The following is an 18980-nucleotide window of genomic DNA, read 5'->3' as shown; positions in this document are numbered from 1 at the left end:
AAATTTTCTGTTAAAAAATAAACCTTTGTAAACGTTTCATATTGCCGTTTTTCCTTACTTAAGTGTTAAAAATAACTATTTTTATATTTTTCTAAATTATCAGAGAAAAATATAATTTATATCTTATAATACTTTAAATTATCCCCCTCTTTTTATCATAAAATAGCGCTACCTTCATATTAAAGATATGTAGGTTAAAATGAGTGCAAAGGATAAGAAAGTATGTTACGATACACTTTGCTAAAAATAGATATCGGTAAAGAGGGGACGGGACATGACAGCAATTCAAGCAAAAAACGGGCCGACAGAGAAATTAAGTTTATTCTTATTAACATGGCCTATTTTTCTAGAAGTTTTTCTATTTATGTTAATGGGGATCGCTGATACTTTCATGTTAAGTGCATTATCAGACGATGCTGTATCCGGGGTTGGTGCAGCGAATCAATACCTCCATATCGCTATTTTGGTACTTGAAGTCATCGGGAACGGCGCAGCTATCGTCGTATCTCAATACCTCGGTTCCAAACGTTTTATGGAAGCATCAAAAATATCAGCTTTAGCCGTCACATTAAATTTAGTGGTCGGACTCATTATAAGCGCTGGTTTTCTATTATTTTCAAAACATATGATGATGGCAATGAACTTACAAGGCGATGTACTCATGTATGCGCAAGGCTATTTATCCATCGTCGGAGGCGCTATTTTCCTTCAAGCTATTATTAATTCATTAGCCGCAATTATCCGCGTACATGGCTTCACAAAGCAAGCGATGTTTATTTCACTTGGAATGAATATTATTCATATCGCTGGAAACTACGTACTCATTTTTGGGAAATTTGGTTTCCCAGAGCTCGGTGTACAAGGGGCTGCCATTTCTTCTGCTGTCAGCAGATTAATCGCACTTATCGTTTTCTTCTGGTTACTATACCGCGTTATGGAATACCGTGTGAAATTACAATATTACTTCACCTTATCTAAAGAATACATCGGGAAAATTTTAAAGATCGGGATTCCATCTGCATTTGAGCAGGTTATGTATCAAGCTTGCCAAATTGTCTTCTTATACTATGCAACATACTTAGGAACGGAATCATTAGCGGCTAGACAATACGCTACGAACATTTCTATGTTCACTTATTTATTTGCTATTGCGATCGGTATGGGAACAGCCATTATTATCGGACGCCTCGTTGGCGGTGGCGAAAAAGATGAAGCGTATGAACGCGTATGGAAAAGTGTGAAATGGGCTATTGGCGTCACTTTATGTATGGTCGCTCTCGTTATTACATTCCGCACACAATTAATGGGGCTATTTACAGATAATCCGCACATTATTACATTAGGTGCGTCAGTTCTTTTACTAAGTGTCCTACTAGAAACAGGGCGTACAATGAACATTGTCATCATCAATTCACTTCGTGCAGCTGGTGATGCAAAGTACCCTGTTTTAATCGGTGCATTCTCTATGGTATTAATGAGTTTGCCACTCGGTTACTTTTTCGCCTTCCATTTAGATATGGGGCTCGTTGGTATTTGGCTAGCGATTGCTATCGATGAATGGACACGTGCCATCATTATGTTCTTCCGCTGGAAAAGTAGAGCGTGGGAACGTTATGCACTCGTTAAACCTGCAGAACAAGAGGAGAGTGTTTCTGTTCAGGCACAGTAATACTCCTTTAATTAAGGTGTATTCATTGGTAAAGGAAACTTATATCTGCGATTCTTTAAATATATCGACTTACCAAGAAATGTTGACAAATCTATTATATAGTAGAAAAAAAGCCAATCTTCCGTAACGGAAGATTGGCTTTTTTATTATTGATAAATCTCTTTATATTTCTTATACTCTGCTTCAGAACATAATACGAAATGTCCTGGGCGAATTTCACGCATTGTTGGTGCTTCACTACCATAATCATGTTGTGATGGATCGTATACGATACGTTTACGATTGCGCTCATAATCTGGATCTGGAAGCGGAATTGCTGATAATAGTGATTTCGTATATGGATGAATTGGATTCGCATATAACTCTTCACTTGTTGTTAGCTCAACGATTTGACCACGGTACATTACGCCGATGCGATCACTAATGTATTTTACCATTGATAAATCATGGGCAATGAATAAGTATGTTAAACCTTTTTCCTTTTGTAACTTTTTCAGTAAGTTTACAACTTGCGCCTGGATTGATACGTCAAGTGCTGAGATTGGCTCATCGGCAATGATAAATTCAGGTTCTACAGCAAGTGCACGAGCAATACCGATACGTTGACGTTGTCCACCTGAGAATTCATGCGGGAAACGGTTTGCGTGCTCTTTATTTAAACCAACTGTGTTTAATAATTCATGAACACGGTCCATACGCTCTTTTTTGCCTTTTGCTAGTCCGTGAATATCAATACCTTCTGCAATAATATCCCCTACTGTCATACGAGGGTTTAATGATGCATATGGATCTTGGAAAATCATTTGCATTTTACGGTTGAACTTCTTCAGCTCTGCGCGAGATTTTTTACCATGTACATTTTCACCATCGAACAACACTTCACCAGCAGTTGCATCATATAAACGAATAATCGTTCTTCCAGTTGTTGATTTACCACAACCTGATTCTCCTACAAGACCAAATGTTTCTCCGCGATAAATATCAAATGAAATATCATTAACCGCTTTGACAACACCACCACTCACGTCGAAGTGCTGCTTTACATTTTTTACTTCAATTAATTTCTCACGTTGTTTAGTCATGTTGTTCACCTGCTTTCATTTGAAGAATGCGTTTTTCAACAACTGCCGGCGGTCTTACTTCTGGAGCTTGCTCGTGAAGTAACCAAGTTGCCGCATAGTGTGTATCACTTACTTTAAATAAAGGTGGGTCCATTTCAAAATCAATTTTCAGTGCCTGTGGGTTACGTGGTGCAAAAGCATCTCCCTTTGGCGGCTTTAATAAATCTGGAGGCGTTCCAGGGATTGCATATAACTCTTCTTCTGAACCATCTAAACTTGGCATAGATGCGATTAAGCCCCAAGTGTACGGATGTTTTGGATTGTAGAAAATTTCATCAACCGTTCCAATTTCAACAACTTTACCAGCGTACATAACTGCTACGCGGTCCGCAACGTTTGCCACTACACCTAAGTCATGCGTAATGAAAATGATTGCCGCTTCTGTTTTTTGCTGAATGTCTTTCATAAGCTCTAAAATTTGCGCCTGAATTGTAACGTCTAGCGCTGTTGTCGGCTCATCGGCAATTAATAATTTTGGGTTACAAGCTAACGCCATCGCAATAACTACACGCTGTCTCATACCACCTGAGAATTGGTGAGGATATTGTTTTAAGCGCGCTTCTGGATTTGGAATACCTACAAGGTCGATTAATTCTAACGCAACTTTACGTGCATCTGCTTTACTCATCCCTTGGTGTTTAATAAGGCCTTCCATAATTTGATTTCCAATTGTCATCGTTGGGTTTAATGATGTCATTGGATCTTGGAAAATCATCGCGATATCTTTCCCGCGCACTTGTTGCATTTCTTTTTCTGTTAATTTCGTTAAGTCACGACCTTCAAATACGATTTCACCGTTTTTAATACGTCCTGGAGGATTCGGAATTAATCCCATTAACGCTTTAGAAGTAACTGATTTACCAGAACCAGATTCTCCTACAATCGCTAATGTTTCTCCTTTTTTCAAATCAAAAGTAACACCGCGTACAGCTTGTACTTCACCTGCATGTGTATCAAAGGAGACTTGCAAATCTTTTACCTCTAGCAATGTTTTCATTTTTACTTCTCCCCTCTTTTACTTACGCATTTTTGGATCTAACGCGTCGCGTAATCCGTCTGCCATTAAGTTGAATGCTAAGATTAACATACTGATGACAACCGCTGGGATGAACATCATATGTGGATACGTTTGAATTGATTTATAGCCATCGTTTACAAGAGAACCAAGTGATGCGAATGGTGGCTGAATACCTAAACCGATGAAGCTTAAGAACGCCTCACCAAACACTGCTGTTGGAATTGTAAACATTGTCATTACGATAATTGGTCCCATTACGTTCGGGATTAAGTGTTTTACAATTAATTGTGTGTTTGTTGCACCTAATGTACGAGATGCTAATACATATTCTTGATTTTTTAATTTCAGGATTTGTCCACGAACGATACGCGACATCCCTATCCAACCTGTAATCGCCATTGCTAGTGTAATTGACCATATACCAGATCCCATAATGATTACCATTAAAATAACGATGATTAAGTATGGAATACCGTTAATAATCTCCATAATACGTTGCATAATATTATCTACTCTACCGCCATAGAACGCTGAAATACCTCCATAAGCAACCCCAATTACTAAGTCAATCGCCGCTGCTAAAAGAGCGATATATAACGATACGCGTGTACCTTCCCATGTTCTTGTCCATAAATCACGTCCAAGATCATCTGTACCAAACCAGAAATACTCTTTAATGTCACGTTTTTCATATTGGTCAACACCATATTGATCTGTACCGTCAAATGGTAGCCAATGAACATTTTCAATAACAGGAATTTTCGGTGGTAATTTCGCACGACCTAAGTCTTGTTCTTTATAAGAATGCTTACTTACCATCGGTCCTAAAACTGCTAGTAATATAATAAACGCTAATAAAATGAAACCGAACATTGCCCCTTTATGTTGGAACAAACGTCTTCTTACATCTTGCCAAAACGTTAAGCTTGGACGGGCAATGACTTCATTATCAACATTATTTTGATTGGCTTGTTGAAATAAATCTGGAGATAATTTTTGTACATCTTTCATCATTTTTTCCCTCCCGCTAAACGAATACGAGGATCAATAATTCCGTATAAAATATCAACAATGAAAATAACTAAGATGAAAATCGCACTATAGAAAATTGTAGTTCCCATAATAACTGTATAGTCATTCACTGTAATAGATTTAACGAACTGTTCCCCCAGTCCTGGTACAGCATATATTTGCTCAATAACTAATGTCCCTGTAATTAATCCTGCAACCATTGGTCCTAGAATTGTTACAACTGGAATTAATGCGTTACGAAGCGCGTGTTTAATAATGATAACGCCTTGGCTAATCCCTTTCGCTTTCGCTGTTAAAATGTAGTCAGCTTGCATAACTTCAATTAACTCTGCACGAGCAAAACGTGCGATTGTTGCGATAACTGCCATCGATAAAGCGATTGTAGGCATTACTGTAAACTCTGGTCCTTTCCAGAATGCTACTGGGAACCATCCGAGTTTTACCCCTACGAAATATTGTAGTAATGCAGCAAATACGAACGATGGTACCGACATCCCGAGTACGGAAATAATTGTCGCCCCATAATCGACCCACGTGTTGTTACGAAGTGCCGCAATGATTCCTAAAATTAAACCGATAAATGTTCCTAATATAATCGCTTGTAAACCAAGTTGCGCTGATGGTCCAATACGATCCACAATCATATCTGTTACTGGACGGTTATCATATTGGAATGATACCCCTAAATCACCTTTTGCTAAGTTACCTAAGTAACGTGCATATTGAACTGGTACTGGATCATTTAAACCATATTTTTCAAGAATGATTTCTTTTTGTGCCGGTGATAGTTTCTCCTGGTTTTTAAGCGGAGAACCCGGAAGTAATTTCATCAAAAAGAAAGTCAGTGTAGTAATTAAAAATAATGTCAAAGCCATGTACACGAAACGTTTTAATACATAACGTCCCATAGTCAAGCACCTCCCCGTTTTTCTCAAAAGCAATAAGATAGTTTAAAATATTCTTACTTTTATTTTTTTAAAATAAGAGCATATGCCCATCATAGGCATATACCCTTATTCATGATGGAAACCATTTTTAGTTTTTGAGTTCAACCCACTTATAGCTAAATTCTCCGCCATATTTATGTTCTAATAGGCCAGTAATTGAGCCACGTTGTAAATAAGCTTTTCCTGGTTGATATACTGGAGCAATCGCTGCATCTTCAAGCAGTTGTTTTTCTGCTTGTAATAATGCATCCCAGCGAACTTGTACATCAACTTCTGTTTTCGCTTTTTTAATTAAATCATCATACGCTACATTTGCGTAATTTACTTTGTTTTGCGCATTACCTGTCGTATACATTTCAAGGAATGACATTGGATCCATATAATCTGGACTCCATCCCGCGTATGACATTGCGTAATCTCCACTTGCTTCAAGTTTTAATTTTTGTGCAAATGGCTGCATTTTTGTTGAAACTGTTAAACCTGGTAAGTTCTTTTCAAATTGGCCTTTTAAATACTCTCCAATTTTTTTAGCATCATCAGTATCAAAGTTTAATAGCTCTAACTCTACTTTGTCTACACCAAGTTCTTTTTTACCAGTTTCCCAGTATTTTTGAGCTTCTTTAGTATCCTCTTTTATAAGCTTTCCGTTCTCTTCACGGAAGTCTTTTCCATTCGGACCTTTTGCTAAGCCTTTCGGAACAAAACCATATATCCCCTCTGAACCATCGTTTAAGATCACTTTTCCGATATTTTCACGTTCAAAGGACATTGCAATTGCTTTTCGGATATTTTTATTTGCTAAAAATTTATTCTTTTCATTTAAGCGAATAAATTGTGTAGATGGTCTCTTAATCGTTTTAAAGTCAGCATCTGATTTGTATTTATCTACAAACTCTGATGTTAACACGACACGATCAATCGCTTTCGTTTCATATAAATTTATAGCAGTTGAACGATCCTTAACAATATTGAAGTTTATTTCCTCAAGTTTTACTTCTTTATTTTCCCAATACGTTGGATTTTTCTTAAGTTGGAAACTTTGTTCATGCTTCCATTCATTTAATACGAATGGACCATTATAAAGTGTCGTATTGGATTCTAATCCAAATTTTGCTCCTTGTTCTGTTACAAACTTCTCATTCAAAGGATACAATGTTGGATAGACTGTTAAACTTACAAAATAAGGAACAGGGTTATCTAATTCCACTTCAAGTGTATGATCATCAATTGCCTTTACACCAAGTTCTTCAACTGGTAATTCTTTTTTGTTAACTTTCTCCGCATTTTTAACATCAAATAGTATGTAAGCAAACTTGGCACCCGTGTTTGAATCTACAGCTCTTCGCCAAGAATAAACGAAGTCTTTTGCTGTTACAGGTTCACCATTAGACCATTTCGCATCTTCACGTAACTTAAATACATACTTTTTGCCATCCTCTGATTTCTCATAAGATTTAGCGACACCTGGAACAAGCTTATCGTCTTTACCCAGACGATATAATCCTTCCATTGTATTATTCATGATGTTAGAAGATGTTGCATCTGTTGATAACGTCGTATCCATAGTTGGGATTTCAGCTGTCTCGGTTAGATTTAAAACTTGCTTGTTTGAGGATTTTTCTTTTGCGCCTGCTTTATTATCCTCTTTTTGGTAACTACAAGCTCCTAACATACTGACAGTCAACGTCGATGCAAGTAATAACGGTATCTTTTTCTTCATGTTGTGTTGCCTCCCCTAATTGCACTTCCTGTACCCTCACTTGTAAAAATGTAGAATTGAAAGAATAATCTCCAAGTTTCTACAATTTTCATTATACATATAATATAACAATTGTGAATATAGTTTTTTGTTTTTTTGTTAAAATTTTTAATAAAATGTTTATTTTTTTATTTTTTTGTAAAGGGATACGTTAACATTGCTACCATCATCTTGAAATCAGACCTTTAATTGCGTATAATTTTCAAAAAATTAATTCTAGTACATATTATAGCTTTTATAGTATAATAATTCTAGTAATATTTTGACGGAGGGGAACATTTTGAATAAAGTTTTTTTTCATACTTGTATACTAATTTTCATAGCGATAATTGCTTCTAGTATTGGCGCATTCCTCGTTTCATCGCAATTTTTGTTGAATTTTGTCAATATATCGTTTTATGTCGCACTATTTTTTATTCTTATAGGCGGTTTTTTATTCATATTTCAAAATGGATTTTTTAACGTAACAATTTACGCCTTCCAAAGAGTATTTGGTACGAACAAAAAAATTGAGTCTTTAATTGAAGAAGTAGAGGAACCTGTCGATAAGAAAGAACGTATTTATAAAACATATTCATTCAAATGGACGTATCCAATTTGCATTACCGGTATCGTTCTTGGGTTGTTCTCGACCCTCATTAGCTTTACTATTTTGATGTAGTTTGCAAACACTATCCCATATGATATAATAATCAGCAAAACATTTTGTTATAAAACTTTAGTTCTTTCATATTAAAGGAGCTTAGGTAACAATAAATACATTTATATGTATGCGATGATAAAGAAGAGTACATATTGAGGCAATTTCAGAGAGCTTGTGGCTGGTGTGAACAAGTAATTGCGCAGTATGGAATGGGCTTTTGAGCACCAAACCGAACCGAAAGTAGTAGGCTTTGGCGTTATATCCAAACGTTATTATGGATTAGAGAGATTTCACAGTAGTGAAATAATTAGGGTGGTACCGCGGTCCATTCGTCCCTATAGTTTTTGGGATGAATGGGCTTTTTTGTTTGCCTTCTCTTCCCCATCACGCATTCAAATTTAGGAGGAATTACTTATGTCAGTTATCTTTTCTGGTATTCAGCCGAGTGGAACGATTACACTTGGAAACTATTTAGGAGCTATGAAGCAATTTACAGAGCTTCAAAATGAACACGACTGTTATTTCTGTATTGTAAATCAACATGCGATTACAGTACCTCAAGATCCCGTACAACTTCGTAAAAACATTCGCAGTCTTGCTGCACTTTATGTAGCATGCGGCATCGATCCTGAAAAAGCTACTTTATTTGTACAATCAGAAGTACCAGCACACGCTCAACTAGGATGGATTATGCAATCAGTTGCTTACGTTGGAGAATTAGAGCGTATGACGCAATATAAAGATAAATCTTCTGGTAGAGATTCAGTTCCAGCTGGATTACTAACGTATCCACCATTAATGGCTGCTGATATTTTACTTTACAACACTGAAATCGTACCTGTTGGTGATGATCAAAAGCAACATATGGAATTAACACGCGATCTAGCAGAGCGTTTCAACAAACGCTTCCGTGAAGTGTTCACTGTTCCTGAAATTCGTATTCCAAAAGTAGGAGCTCGCGTTATGTCATTAACAGAACCTACGAAAAAAATGAGTAAATCTGATCCGAATCCAAAGGCAATGATCAGTATGCTTGATGAACCAAAAACAATTGAAAAGAAAATTAAAAGTGCTGTAACTGATTCTGAAGGTATCGTGAAATTTGATAAAGAAAACAAACCTGGAATCTCTAACTTATTAACAATCTACTCTTCATTCTCTGGAAAAACAGTTGAAGAAATAGAAGCAATGTATGAAGGAAAAGGATACGGAGACTTCAAAGGCGACCTAGCACAAGTAGTCGTAGAAGCAATTCGTCCAATTCAAGACAAATATAACGAACTAATCAACTCACCCGAACTAGACGAAATTCTAGACAAAGGTGCAGAAAAAGCAAACCGTGTTGCATTCAAACAACTACGCAAAGTAGAAAATGCAATGGGGTTAAGTAGAAAACGTAGGTAATGTATAAAGCGGAGGCGACTGTTTATCCCTGAAGGCTAAGGTTCTTTCCCACAGAAGGTGCTTTTTACCTTCTCGTGGGGAAGGTTCTTAGACGCGAAGGGCTAGGAGCCGGAGCTGGATTACTACCAAAAGCGGAGGCAGCTCGTTCAGAATGTTCGCTGGATCTAAGTTACAACAAATTAAAAAACCGCCAATTGGCGGTTTTTTAATTTACCTTTTGCTCGTTTTCCATTTCCCATAACTTTTCAAAAAATGGCTGTCCTTTTACGAGACGCTCGCATAATTGTTCGTGCTTCTCAGACCAGCCTGTTTTCGCTTCATCATACAGTTTAGCCCAAATATCTTCAAATTCCATATGTTGAACCATTCCGTATGCTGATGGATCCCACTCTGTGAACCAATAGCGAATTTCTGCTGTGTTTTTCGTTGTATGTAATTGATCTAACGCCATAAATAATAATTGTTTAAGCTGTCTTTCTTTACGAGTTAAGCCATTCATAATGAAAGGTGATGGTGATAAAATATGATGTTCTTTTTCCATTTCTTCTACTTGGAACTCATACTTTTCTGCTTGTACGTTTTCTACCATCTCATATACCATCTGCTCTTGGCGCGGTATAAGTCTGCTCTTTCGAATTGGTACATTGTAACCAATTGTGTCAATCGCAATAATTCCTTTTCCATCTGTAACAACAAAGCAATACTCTTGCTGCAAACGTTCATGATTTTTACGAATATATGCCTTATGATGTACGTCTTCCAACAATTTTTGCGGAAGCTCTAACAATTCGTCCTCGATGTAATGATATAATGTGGCATCTACTTTTAATAATGGCACTTGATCTAATAGCTCAATCGTATCATCTTTCCGCCATTCGTAAAAATGACAAACGTTATACCCATTCTCTTCACCTTCAAACCAATTTACCCATACATCATGTAGATATAACATTCACTACCCCTCACTTCACTACTGTTTGTATCAATCATTATGTTCAATTTTTCTTAACTTTATTCCACCTAAGGAAATATATTCTAATTATTATTTTTTCTTCTATTAATACTAAAAAAACAGGAAATAGAGCTCCTGTTTTTTATATATGAAATGTATTTGCTTTATTCAATATTTCTTTTGCATCTATAGATAATAAAGAAAGTGTATCTTCTCCTTCCAATGTTACACAATCTTTAACAATATGAAATCCAAGCGCATAGCCAAGCATCTTTGGATAAGAGTGAAATCCATTTAATAAGATGTCGTGCTCCCTTGTTCCTCGTTTTATACTTATTCTTTCATGTACAACATTTTTCCAATAATAAATAGCCTCTTCTTTTGAAAGATACATCGTCCACGGTGCATTGTTTTTTTCTGAATATCTTTCCGTTACCGCTTGCTCAGCTAGCCCTTCCATAATCATCGTATCAAGTAATGTATATTCTGTTTCTTTCGTCTCAATTTGATGTAACCTGCATATGTGATGATATTCATGCGCCAATAACACCTTTAATTCTTCCACCGAATTCCGTCCACATACGAATAAGAAAATAACGTGACGCATAGATAATCCAGCCCTACCGTTATACTCTTCTTGTACAGTTCGATTATAGGAATCTGATAATAAAATAAAGACAGGGACATCTGGACCGTTTAACCAGGTTTTCAGTTTCTCATACTCCGTACGTAACTCTTTCCAAACTTCCTTTTTCTCTAACTCTTTAACTTCTTGTTCTCCTCGTATAACTGGGCGGTACATACCTTTAGAAATTAAAAAGCGATACAACCTTTCTTTTGGCAACGGGATATACTTCGTAAACTTTTCACACAGCTTTTCTGGCCGTCCATAATATAGATGTAACCACTCAGCAGTTTCAATAATCCCCATCTTTATCCCTCCTTTTTCTTATGTATATGCAAAAGGAGAAAAAGGCGTAAAAATAAATAAGGAGTTTTTTCGTAATATGCTACGAAAAAACTCCTTATTTCATCTATTATTTATACGATTTAAATACTAATACTGCGTTATGACCACCGAATCCTAGTGAGTTACTTAATACTGCATTTACTTCTTGTTGTCTCGCTTTATTTGGTACGTAATCTAAGTCACATTCTGGATCTGGTGTTTCATAGTTAATTGTTGGAGGGATTACTCCGTCTGTAATTGATTTAATTGAGAAGATCGCTTCAACAGCACCAGCTGCTCCTAATAAGTGACCTGTCATTGATTTCGTTGAGCTAATTGCTACTTTGTACGCATGCTCACCGAACGTTTCTTTAATTGCCATCGTTTCATACTTTTCATTCGCATCCGTACTTGTACCGTGCGCATTAATGTAATCAATATCTTCTGGCTGTAGACCTGCATCTGCTAAAGCTTGACGCATTGCACGCACGCCGCCTTCACCACCAGGAGCCGGCATTGTAATATGGAATGCATCACCAGTTGCACCGTAACCAGCGATTTCCGCATAAATGTGAGCACCACGAGCTAATGCATGCTCTAATTCTTCAAGAATTAAAATACCTGAACCTTCACCCATTACGAAACCGCTACGGTTTTTATCAAATGGACGGCAAGCTGTTGCTGGATCTTCATTAAATGTTAATGCTTTCGCTGAACTAAATCCTGCAAATGCCATACTTGTTAACGGCGCTTCAGCTCCACCTGTTATCATTGCATCAGCATCACCACGCTGAATTGCTTTAAATGCATCACCAATTGAGTTTGCACCAGATGCACAAGCTGTTACAGAGCAAGTGTTAATTCCTTTTGCTCCTGTTGCGATCGATACTTGACCTGCTGCCATATCTGGAATCATCATCGGTACGAAGAATGGACTCACGCGGCGCGGACCTTTCTCAGTAAAAATCTTAAATTGTTCTTCGTATGTTTCCATACCGCCAATACCAGAACCAATCCATACACCAATTCGAGGTCCGTTTTCTTCTGTAATTTCAAGCTTTGCATCTGCAACTGCCATTTTCGCTGCTGCTACTGCATATTGTGTAAAGCGATCCATACGGCGCGCTTCTTTTTTATCAATATATTTCTCGACTTCAAAGTCGTTAATTTCTGCTGCTACTTTTGCTGGAAATAGTTCCGGATCAATTCTTGTAAGTCGTCCGATTCCAGATACACCCTTTTTAATGTTTTCCCACGCTGTTTCAACATCTGTTCCGATCGGTGTAACAGCTCCTAGTCCTGTAATTACGACCCTCTTTTTCTCCATACAAAATACACTCCTTTTTTTCTCTCAGTCCTTATTTACCCCAACGAAGAGCAACTGCTCCCCATGTTAATCCGCCACCGAAACCAACAAGTATAATTAAATCACCATCTTGAATACGTCCATTTTGCAATTCCTCTACCATTGCAATTGGAATTGAAGAAGCTGATGTATTACCAAACTTTTCAATTGTCATACTCATTTTTTCTTGTGGTAAATTTAATCTCTCTCTTGCAGATTCCATAATACGAATATTCGCTTGATGTGGTACTAAAAAATCCACATCCTCTTTCGTAAGTCCCGCTTTTTCTAACACGCGAAGACAGGAATCACCAAGTTGGCGAACAGCAAATTTAAAGACTTCTCTGCCGTTCATCATAACATACTCGTCTTGATAAAGATGCTTACCGCCACTTCCGTCTGCTCCTAATTCGAAAGATAGAACGCCTCTTCCTTCTGAAACAGCCCCCATTACGATAGCACCGGCTCCATCTCCAAATAGTACTGCTGTATTTCGATCATTCCAGTCTACAATTTTAGATAGTTTATCACTACCAACTACTAATACATTTTTATAAGTTCCCGTTTGAATAAATTGCTGCGCTGTAATCATTCCGTACATAAAACCAGCACACGCTGCACTTAAATCCATTGCGGCTGCGTGTTTTGCGCCAATGGCTTCTTGAATGACACAAGCTACTGCTGGGAATGCCCGATCTGGTGTTACTGTTGCCACTAAAATCAGATCGATATCCTCTCCGCTAATCCCGGCATCTTCAAGTGCTTTTTTAGAAGCCTCTACCGCCATATATGAAGTATCTATTGTATCATCGGCAATGCGTCTTTCTGCAATTCCCGTTCTCGTACGAATCCATTCATCAGATGTATCTACGATTTTCTCTAAATCGTGATTTGTGACTACTTTTTCTGGCACATATCTTCCGATTCCTAAAATGCCCACGTTCACATCGCAGCCCTCCGTTTTATATCAATTATTATGACTTGGTACTAATTTTAAAACATAAATGTATTTTTGTCTAGAATATATTTCAGCTCAAACATAAATCCAGCATTATTCACTTTATTGTTTATTAAAAGAAACAGAAACATACCTTTCCTGTTTCTTTTGAAATATAAAAAGGCCCGAACCGCTTCTATCCGCGGTTCGAGCCTCTCTTCCCTTCCAAAAAAGAAGGTTTTATTCTTTATCTGCTTTCCCAAGCTCATATGCTTCGTTCATAACTTTCATCAATAACTCTAATACTGGTTGTGCTTTCTCCATATCAAGCGCAATTCCATTATCATCTAAAATGGCCTTTGCTTCTGGTAAATGCTTCATTGCGATTTGTAAAAATTGCATGCTTTTCTCATTCATATTATGTTCTTCCTCTCCATTAAAACTTTCACATACATAGTGTAACACGCTCGCTATCCTTCGTATAACTCTTTATATTTTTTCATATGTGCCAATTGTTTATTTAAACCGTATTCTAACGGAGTATTTCTTTTTATCGAAATAACCTCGACAGTATCATCTCTTTCTTCCTCGCTCTTTTTATGCACTTTATCCGCTGCACGTAAAAGGTTCATACCTTTTTTCCATAATGACTTTTTACCACTAAGTAAATTGTATATGCCGAGATGCTCCTCGTTCATTCCATTTTCCCATAAGTATTCACATACATCTTCCACGTACAATAGATCACTTCCATTTTCCTCACTCGCATAATAGCACTCTTTCTCATCCAGTTCTGATAAAATGAGCTGATGATACATCATAAAAGATGGTTGCCATGGCCCATATAATGTAGGAACTCGAAATACACTATATGGTGCCTCTCCTTTTTTCAATCCTTCTTCCACTTTCGAAAATAAACGTTTACTTTCAGATTCATCTGCGTTTCCTACTTCAATAGAAGAAATTAGATTTAACTTTACTTTCTGTTCTGCACACAGTCTTATAATCCGCTTTAAATACTGTAATATAACTCTTTCATTCCGAAAGCCACTTTGTTGATTTGGCTCATACAAGCAAAAGTAAACCGTATCGAACTTCTCTCCTTCTACTGATCTCCATCCATCTTCATCTCTTATCGAATAATACGTAAATAACGCATTTCGTCCAATCAACAATAACTTCTCTTCATTAATTTTTGTCATGTTCTCGAATTCATCAAAATCAAGACCGTACACTTCTACTTCTTCTGCAATCATTTTATTCACAAGGTGATAACCTACAAACGTAAGTGCACCAATAATTAGCACGCGCTCCATACCACCAACCCTTTCTCCTTGAAACAAATAGCTCCTCATTTATGTATATGGGAGCTTCACAATTCTTCTTCATATTTTTTAAAGAAATCAGTCGTTTGCCTAACCATTTTATATTTCACATCTTGCAGATGGAATAAGACAGAAGTATCGCATTGATTGAATTGCCTCATTTTCTCATATTTACGTAACAACTGTTTTCTTCCTCTTTTTTCTTGTGTTGATACGAAAACTTTAACAGGTACACAAGACGGAAGAAGCGTAAATGATTTCTTATTTATTTTAGATTCTAATTCTTCTTCTTTGGAATCATACGCCAAACTTAACTCCTTCACTAATCTTTTGTAAAAAAACTTATGCTCTTTTTCAAACTCCACATATTCTGGTAAATCTAAACACGGATTTAACATAATGACAGAGCGTATACATTCAGGGTATTTGTTCATCATTTCAAGTGCTACAAGTGCACCCATACCATCTGCCATAATGTGCATTTTCGCATTTAATGTCTCTTTTCTCAAAACAACGTCATATAAGCGTTTTGCTAGACGAATAGATTGGTCGTTTCCCCAATGTCTTCCATATAAATTAGAGGAAAAGACCGTATAGCCTTCCGCAATAAGGCCATGTAAAAAATAAGACCTTCCTGCATGCTGTGTCCATAAACTTGTACCATTCTCAATAAAGTAGTTGTAATCACCGAGAAGCATAACAGAAAACCCATTTGGCTTCTCCGGTAAATAAATGACACATGGTTCTTTTTCTAAATAAAAAAAACGTTCCGTAATACTCATTTTTCCCCCGCCTTATTTTCTAAACGTATAAAAGTACTCTTCTATAATGTATGAACGGAATGCAAATTTGCGTTGAAAAATCTACAAATATTTTTCTATATTCTTTTTTCAATTGTGTTACAATAAGGACAGATTGAACGAATAGAGGTGTAAAATATGCGTTTCATTTGGGCATTAATTTGGTCGTTCGCGCTTGTACATATGATGAGCTACGTAATCGGCTCTATGACTGGCGGTACATACGATTTTAACCAAGCGTCTATTTTCTCAGTTGTTCTTGCGGTATTAGTACTAGCAATTTCAGCTACAATTCCAAACGAGCCAGTAGAACAACACTAAAAAAAGAGTCCGGATTTTATCCGAACTCTTTTTTATTTTACTTGACATGAACGACTAATTCGTTATTTTCTACATCAACAACTACGTGACTGTTATCAGTAATCGTTCCTGCAATTAATTCTCGTGCTAATTTCGTCTCAACTTGACGCTGTACATATCGTTTTAATGGACGAGCTCCGTACATCGGATCAAAGCCAGCTTCTACAACAAACTCTCTCGCTGCGTCTGTTAATTCTACCGTAATATGACGGTCAGCTAAACGACCTTGTAATTCTTTTACAATTTTATCAACAATACCTTTAATTTCATTCGTTGTAAGAGGTTTGAATAAAATAATTTCATCGACACGGTTTAAAAACTCTGGTCGGAAATGTCCTCTTAATTGCCCCATTACAAGTTCTCTTGATTCCTCTTTAATGGAGCCATCTGCTTCTAATCCATCTAACAAATGAGCAGATCCTATATTTGAAGTCATAATAATAACCGTGTTTTTAAAGTCTACTGTACGTCCTTGAGAATCTGTAATGCGTCCATCATCTAACATTTGTAATAAAATGTTGAATACTTCTGGATGTGCTTTTTCGATTTCATCTAACAAAATAACTGAATACGGTTTACGTCTTACCACTTCTGTTAATTGACCGCCCTCTTCATATCCAACATATCCAGGAGGCGCACCAATTAAGCGTGACACAGCGTGTTTCTCCATATACTCAGACATGTCGATACGAATCATTTGCTCTTCACTGTCAAATAACGTTTGTGCTAATGTTTTTGCAAGCTCAGTTTTACCAACACCTGTCGGTCCTAAGAAAATAAATGAACCAATTGGACGATTCGGATCTTTAATACCAGCGCGCGCACGAAGAACTGCGTCTGATACAAGGCTTACCGCTTCTTCTTGACCGATAACACGCTCTGATAAAATTTGCTCTAAGCGTAGTAATTTCTCGCGTTCCCCTTCAACGAGTTTTGCGACAGGAATACCAGTCCATCGTGAAACAATATCCGCAATCTCTTCTTCACTTACTTCCTCACGTAATAAACGATTTTCCTGTTTATTATGTGCGCCCATTTCTTCTACTTCTTTTAATTCTTTTTCGATAGCTGGAATTTTCCCGTGACGAAGTTCTGCTGCTTTATTTAAATCGTAATTTCCTTCTGCTTCTTCTAACTCACGGCGCAGACGCTCCAAATGTTCACGTAAGTCACGCACTTTATGAATGTCTTCTTTTTCTTTCTCCCATTTCGCTCTCATACCACTTGCAACTTCTTTTAAATCCGATAATTCACGTTGCAACGTTTTCAGGCGTTCTTGGCTACCAAAGTCCTTCTCTTTTCCAAGAGCCGCTTCTTCAATTTCTAGCTGCATAATACGACGCGTTACTTCATCTAATTCTGTTGGCATAGAATCAATTTCTGTTCGAATCGTTGCGCACGCTTCGTCAACAAGATCGATCGCTTTATCTGGTAAGAAACGATCCGAAATATATCGATCTGATAAAACGGATGCTGCTACAATCGCGCGGTCATGAATATTTACACCGTGATAAATTTCAAAACGCTCTTTTAAACCACGTAAAATCGAAATTGTATCTTCAACAGTTGGTTCTTCTGCTAATACTTGTTGGAAACGTCTTTCTAGCGCTGGATCTTTCTCAATATATTTACGATACTCATCTAACGTTGTCGCCCCGATACAATGCAGTTCACCACGCGCAAGCATCGGTTTTAACATATTTCCTGCGTCCATCGCACCTTCTGTTTTACCAGCGCCGACGATTGTGTGAAGTTCATCAATGAATAATAAAATGCGTCCTTCGCTCTTTTTAATCTCATTTAATACAGCTTGCAGACGCTCTTCAAACTCACCACGGAATTTCGCTCCAGCTACAAGCGCACTCATATCTAATGCGAAGATTGTTCTATCTTTTAATCCTTCTGGTACATCCTTCTTCACAATACGCTGTGCTAATCCTTCAACGATTGCTGTTTTACCAACACCGGGTTCACCAATTAAAACCGGGTTGTTTTTCGTTTTACGTGAAAGAATGCGGATTACACGTCGAATCTCACTATCTCGACCGATAACAGGATCAATTTTCCCTGCTCTCACTTCCGCCACTAAATCACGACCATATTTTTCTAACGCTTCATAAGTTGCTTCTGGATTTTGACTAGTCACTCTTTGATTCCCCCGAACTGTCATTAAAGACTGTAATAAGTTATCTTTCGTAATATGAAATCTTGTAAGTAATTGATTTATATCGCCTTTTTCTTCAGAAAAAGCAAGCAGTACATGTTCAACTGAAATGTAGTCATCCTGCAATTTCTCTGCTTCTTTTCCTGCTCTTACAAGTAGTTGTTGCAGAGCACCTGTTATATATAATTTCCCTGCTTCTGCACCGCTTCCCGTTACAGAAGGTTTTTTCTTAATTAAACTTTCAGCGCCTTGCTTTAACGCTTCTATATCGACATTCATTTTTTGAAAAATACGTACTGCTAACCCATCTTGCTCTTCTAATAATGTAAACAAGAGATGAACAGTATCTACTTCTTGATGATGATGAGATACCGCTAAAGATTGAGCACTCATAATCGCCTCTTGTGTTTTTGTTGTCATTTGATTTAAGTCCATCTTTACAGTCCTCCAAATGTTTGACTTTCTTTGACCTTTGATTTGATTATACGCCAACTGACTTTTTTATACAATAATTTTGCTTATGTATTTTCAAACTTATTATTGGAAAAAGAAAAA

Annotated in this window: 17 protein-coding genes and 1 other annotated feature; of the genes, 4 read left to right on the top strand and 13 right to left on the bottom strand. The window is 37.1% G+C overall.

Annotated elements, in window-relative coordinates:
- Positions 1–274: 274 nt before the first annotated feature.
- A complete protein-coding gene (locus MKX31_RS04205) occupies positions 275–1669 on the top strand; it encodes an MATE family efflux transporter (protein WP_098103598.1) in 1395 nt (464 codons plus the stop codon).
- Between the two features lie 146 nt (positions 1670–1815).
- Here the strand turns inward: MKX31_RS04205 and MKX31_RS04200 are convergent, their stop codons facing one another.
- The 5 genes from MKX31_RS04200 to MKX31_RS04180 all read right to left on the bottom strand — a co-directional run bounded on the left by MKX31_RS04200 (position 1816) and on the right by MKX31_RS04180 (position 7507).
- Positions 1816–2751, bottom strand: coding sequence for an ABC transporter ATP-binding protein (locus tag MKX31_RS04200; RefSeq protein ID WP_064476815.1), 936 nt, complete (start codon positions 2749–2751; stop codon positions 1816–1818).
- The gene (locus MKX31_RS04195; RefSeq protein ID WP_000854348.1) at positions 2744–3787 is read right to left on the bottom strand and encodes an ABC transporter ATP-binding protein; all 1044 of its coding nucleotides are present in this window, start codon (positions 3785–3787) and stop codon (positions 2744–2746) included. The genes MKX31_RS04200 and MKX31_RS04195 overlap by 8 nt, the downstream gene beginning before the upstream one ends.
- Before the next feature lie 18 nt (positions 3788–3805).
- Positions 3806–4822 carry an oligopeptide ABC transporter permease gene (opp3C, locus tag MKX31_RS04190; RefSeq protein WP_064476816.1) on the bottom strand — a complete coding sequence of 339 codons (1017 nt, stop codon included), beginning with the start codon at positions 4820–4822 and terminating at the stop codon, positions 3806–3808.
- Complete coding sequence (opp3b, locus tag MKX31_RS04185) at positions 4819–5748, bottom strand: oligopeptide ABC transporter permease (protein WP_063224613.1); 930 nt, start codon at positions 5746–5748, stop codon at positions 4819–4821. The genes opp3C and opp3b overlap by 4 nt, the downstream gene beginning before the upstream one ends.
- A 127-nt stretch (positions 5749–5875) precedes the next feature.
- Positions 5876–7507, bottom strand: a complete 1632-nt coding sequence (locus MKX31_RS04180; protein WP_258125615.1) for a peptide ABC transporter substrate-binding protein — start codon at positions 7505–7507, stop codon at positions 5876–5878.
- A gap of 319 nt (positions 7508–7826) precedes the next feature.
- Between MKX31_RS04180 and MKX31_RS04175 the strand changes: the two genes are divergently transcribed.
- Positions 7827–8207: a DUF3899 domain-containing protein gene (locus MKX31_RS04175; protein WP_001044992.1), complete on the top strand. Its 381-nt coding sequence runs from the start codon at positions 7827–7829 to the stop codon at positions 8205–8207.
- A 105-nt stretch (positions 8208–8312) separates the two neighbouring features.
- Positions 8313–8529 (top strand) — a binding site (T-box leader).
- Between the two features lie 74 nt (positions 8530–8603).
- Positions 8604–9593, top strand: a complete 990-nt coding sequence (trpS, locus tag MKX31_RS04170) for a tryptophan--tRNA ligase (RefSeq protein ID WP_000110999.1) — start codon at positions 8604–8606, stop codon at positions 9591–9593.
- Between the two features lie 205 nt (positions 9594–9798).
- Here the strand turns inward: trpS and MKX31_RS04165 are convergent, their stop codons facing one another.
- The 7 genes from MKX31_RS04165 to MKX31_RS04135 form a co-directional block, all read right to left on the bottom strand.
- A complete protein-coding gene (locus MKX31_RS04165) occupies positions 9799–10545 on the bottom strand; it encodes a YjbA family protein (RefSeq protein ID WP_000966116.1) in 747 nt (248 codons plus the stop codon).
- Between the two features lie 142 nt (positions 10546–10687).
- Positions 10688–11476 carry a DUF2268 domain-containing protein gene (locus tag MKX31_RS04160; RefSeq protein WP_064476818.1) on the bottom strand — a complete coding sequence of 263 codons (789 nt, stop codon included), beginning with the start codon at positions 11474–11476 and terminating at the stop codon, positions 10688–10690.
- Between the two features lie 106 nt (positions 11477–11582).
- Positions 11583–12821, bottom strand: coding sequence for a beta-ketoacyl-ACP synthase II (gene fabF / locus MKX31_RS04155; protein ID WP_000412643.1), 1239 nt, complete (start codon positions 12819–12821; stop codon positions 11583–11585).
- Positions 12822–12852: 31 nt separating this feature from the next.
- Complete coding sequence (gene fabH, locus MKX31_RS04150) at positions 12853–13785, bottom strand: beta-ketoacyl-ACP synthase III (protein ID WP_001100551.1); 933 nt, start codon at positions 13783–13785, stop codon at positions 12853–12855.
- Positions 13786–14016: 231 nt separating this feature from the next.
- Complete coding sequence (locus tag MKX31_RS04145) at positions 14017–14193, bottom strand: ComZ family protein (RefSeq protein ID WP_001986215.1); 177 nt, start codon at positions 14191–14193, stop codon at positions 14017–14019.
- Between the two features lie 53 nt (positions 14194–14246).
- A complete protein-coding gene (locus MKX31_RS04140) occupies positions 14247–15119 on the bottom strand; it encodes an NAD-dependent epimerase/dehydratase family protein (RefSeq protein ID WP_141556093.1) in 873 nt (290 codons plus the stop codon).
- 29 nt (positions 15120–15148) lie between these two features.
- Complete coding sequence (locus MKX31_RS04135) at positions 15149–15883, bottom strand: hypothetical protein (RefSeq protein ID WP_064476820.1); 735 nt, start codon at positions 15881–15883, stop codon at positions 15149–15151.
- Positions 15884–16039: 156 nt separating this feature from the next.
- Between MKX31_RS04135 and MKX31_RS04130 the strand changes: the two genes are divergently transcribed.
- Positions 16040–16222 carry a YjzD family protein gene (locus MKX31_RS04130; protein ID WP_001211113.1) on the top strand — a complete coding sequence of 61 codons (183 nt, stop codon included), beginning with the start codon at positions 16040–16042 and terminating at the stop codon, positions 16220–16222.
- Positions 16223–16259: 37 nt separating this feature from the next.
- Here MKX31_RS04130 and clpB read toward each other — a convergent pair whose 3' ends face one another.
- On the bottom strand, positions 16260–18860 hold the full coding sequence (clpB, locus tag MKX31_RS04125; RefSeq protein WP_064476821.1) for an ATP-dependent chaperone ClpB: 2601 nt from the start codon (positions 18858–18860) through the stop codon (positions 16260–16262).
- Positions 18861–18980 lie beyond the last annotated feature (120 nt).

Origin of the sequence: Bacillus sp. FSL M8-0063, assembly GCF_038005545.1 — a bacterium.
Taxonomy (GTDB): domain Bacteria; phylum Bacillota; class Bacilli; order Bacillales; family Bacillaceae_G; genus Bacillus_A; species Bacillus_A wiedmannii.
Note: the sequence above shows the minus strand (reverse complement) of the source record. Positions and strands in the feature narration are given on the sequence as shown.

Bases quoted from the DNA above. Each gene is read 5' to 3' on its own strand.
- MKX31_RS04205 (WP_098103598.1), top strand. From the start codon at position 275: ATGACAGCAATTCAAGCAAAAAACGGGCCGACAGAGAAATTAAGTTTA.
- MKX31_RS04200 (WP_064476815.1), bottom strand. From the start codon at position 2,751: ATGACTAAACAACGTGAGAAATTAATTGAAGTAAAAAATGTAAAGCAG.
- MKX31_RS04195 (WP_000854348.1), bottom strand. From the start codon at position 3,787: ATGAAAACATTGCTAGAGGTAAAAGATTTGCAAGTCTCCTTTGATACA.
- opp3C (WP_064476816.1), bottom strand. From the start codon at position 4,822: ATGATGAAAGATGTACAAAAATTATCTCCAGATTTATTTCAACAAGCC.
- opp3b (WP_063224613.1), bottom strand. From the start codon at position 5,748: ATGGGACGTTATGTATTAAAACGTTTCGTGTACATGGCTTTGACATTA.
- MKX31_RS04180 (WP_258125615.1), bottom strand. From the start codon at position 7,507: ATGAAGAAAAAGATACCGTTATTACTTGCATCGACGTTGACTGTCAGT.
- trpS (WP_000110999.1), top strand. From the start codon at position 8,604: ATGTCAGTTATCTTTTCTGGTATTCAGCCGAGTGGAACGATTACACTT.
- MKX31_RS04165 (WP_000966116.1), bottom strand. From the start codon at position 10,545: ATGTTATATCTACATGATGTATGGGTAAATTGGTTTGAAGGTGAAGAG.
- MKX31_RS04160 (WP_064476818.1), bottom strand. From the start codon at position 11,476: ATGGGGATTATTGAAACTGCTGAGTGGTTACATCTATATTATGGACGG.
- fabF (WP_000412643.1), bottom strand. From the start codon at position 12,821: ATGGAGAAAAAGAGGGTCGTAATTACAGGACTAGGAGCTGTTACACCG.
- MKX31_RS04145 (WP_001986215.1), bottom strand. From the start codon at position 14,193: ATGAATGAGAAAAGCATGCAATTTTTACAAATCGCAATGAAGCATTTA.
- MKX31_RS04135 (WP_064476820.1), bottom strand. From the start codon at position 15,883: ATGAGTATTACGGAACGTTTTTTTTATTTAGAAAAAGAACCATGTGTC.
- MKX31_RS04130 (WP_001211113.1), top strand. From the start codon at position 16,040: ATGCGTTTCATTTGGGCATTAATTTGGTCGTTCGCGCTTGTACATATG.
- clpB (WP_064476821.1), bottom strand. From the start codon at position 18,860: ATGGACTTAAATCAAATGACAACAAAAACACAAGAGGCGATTATGAGT.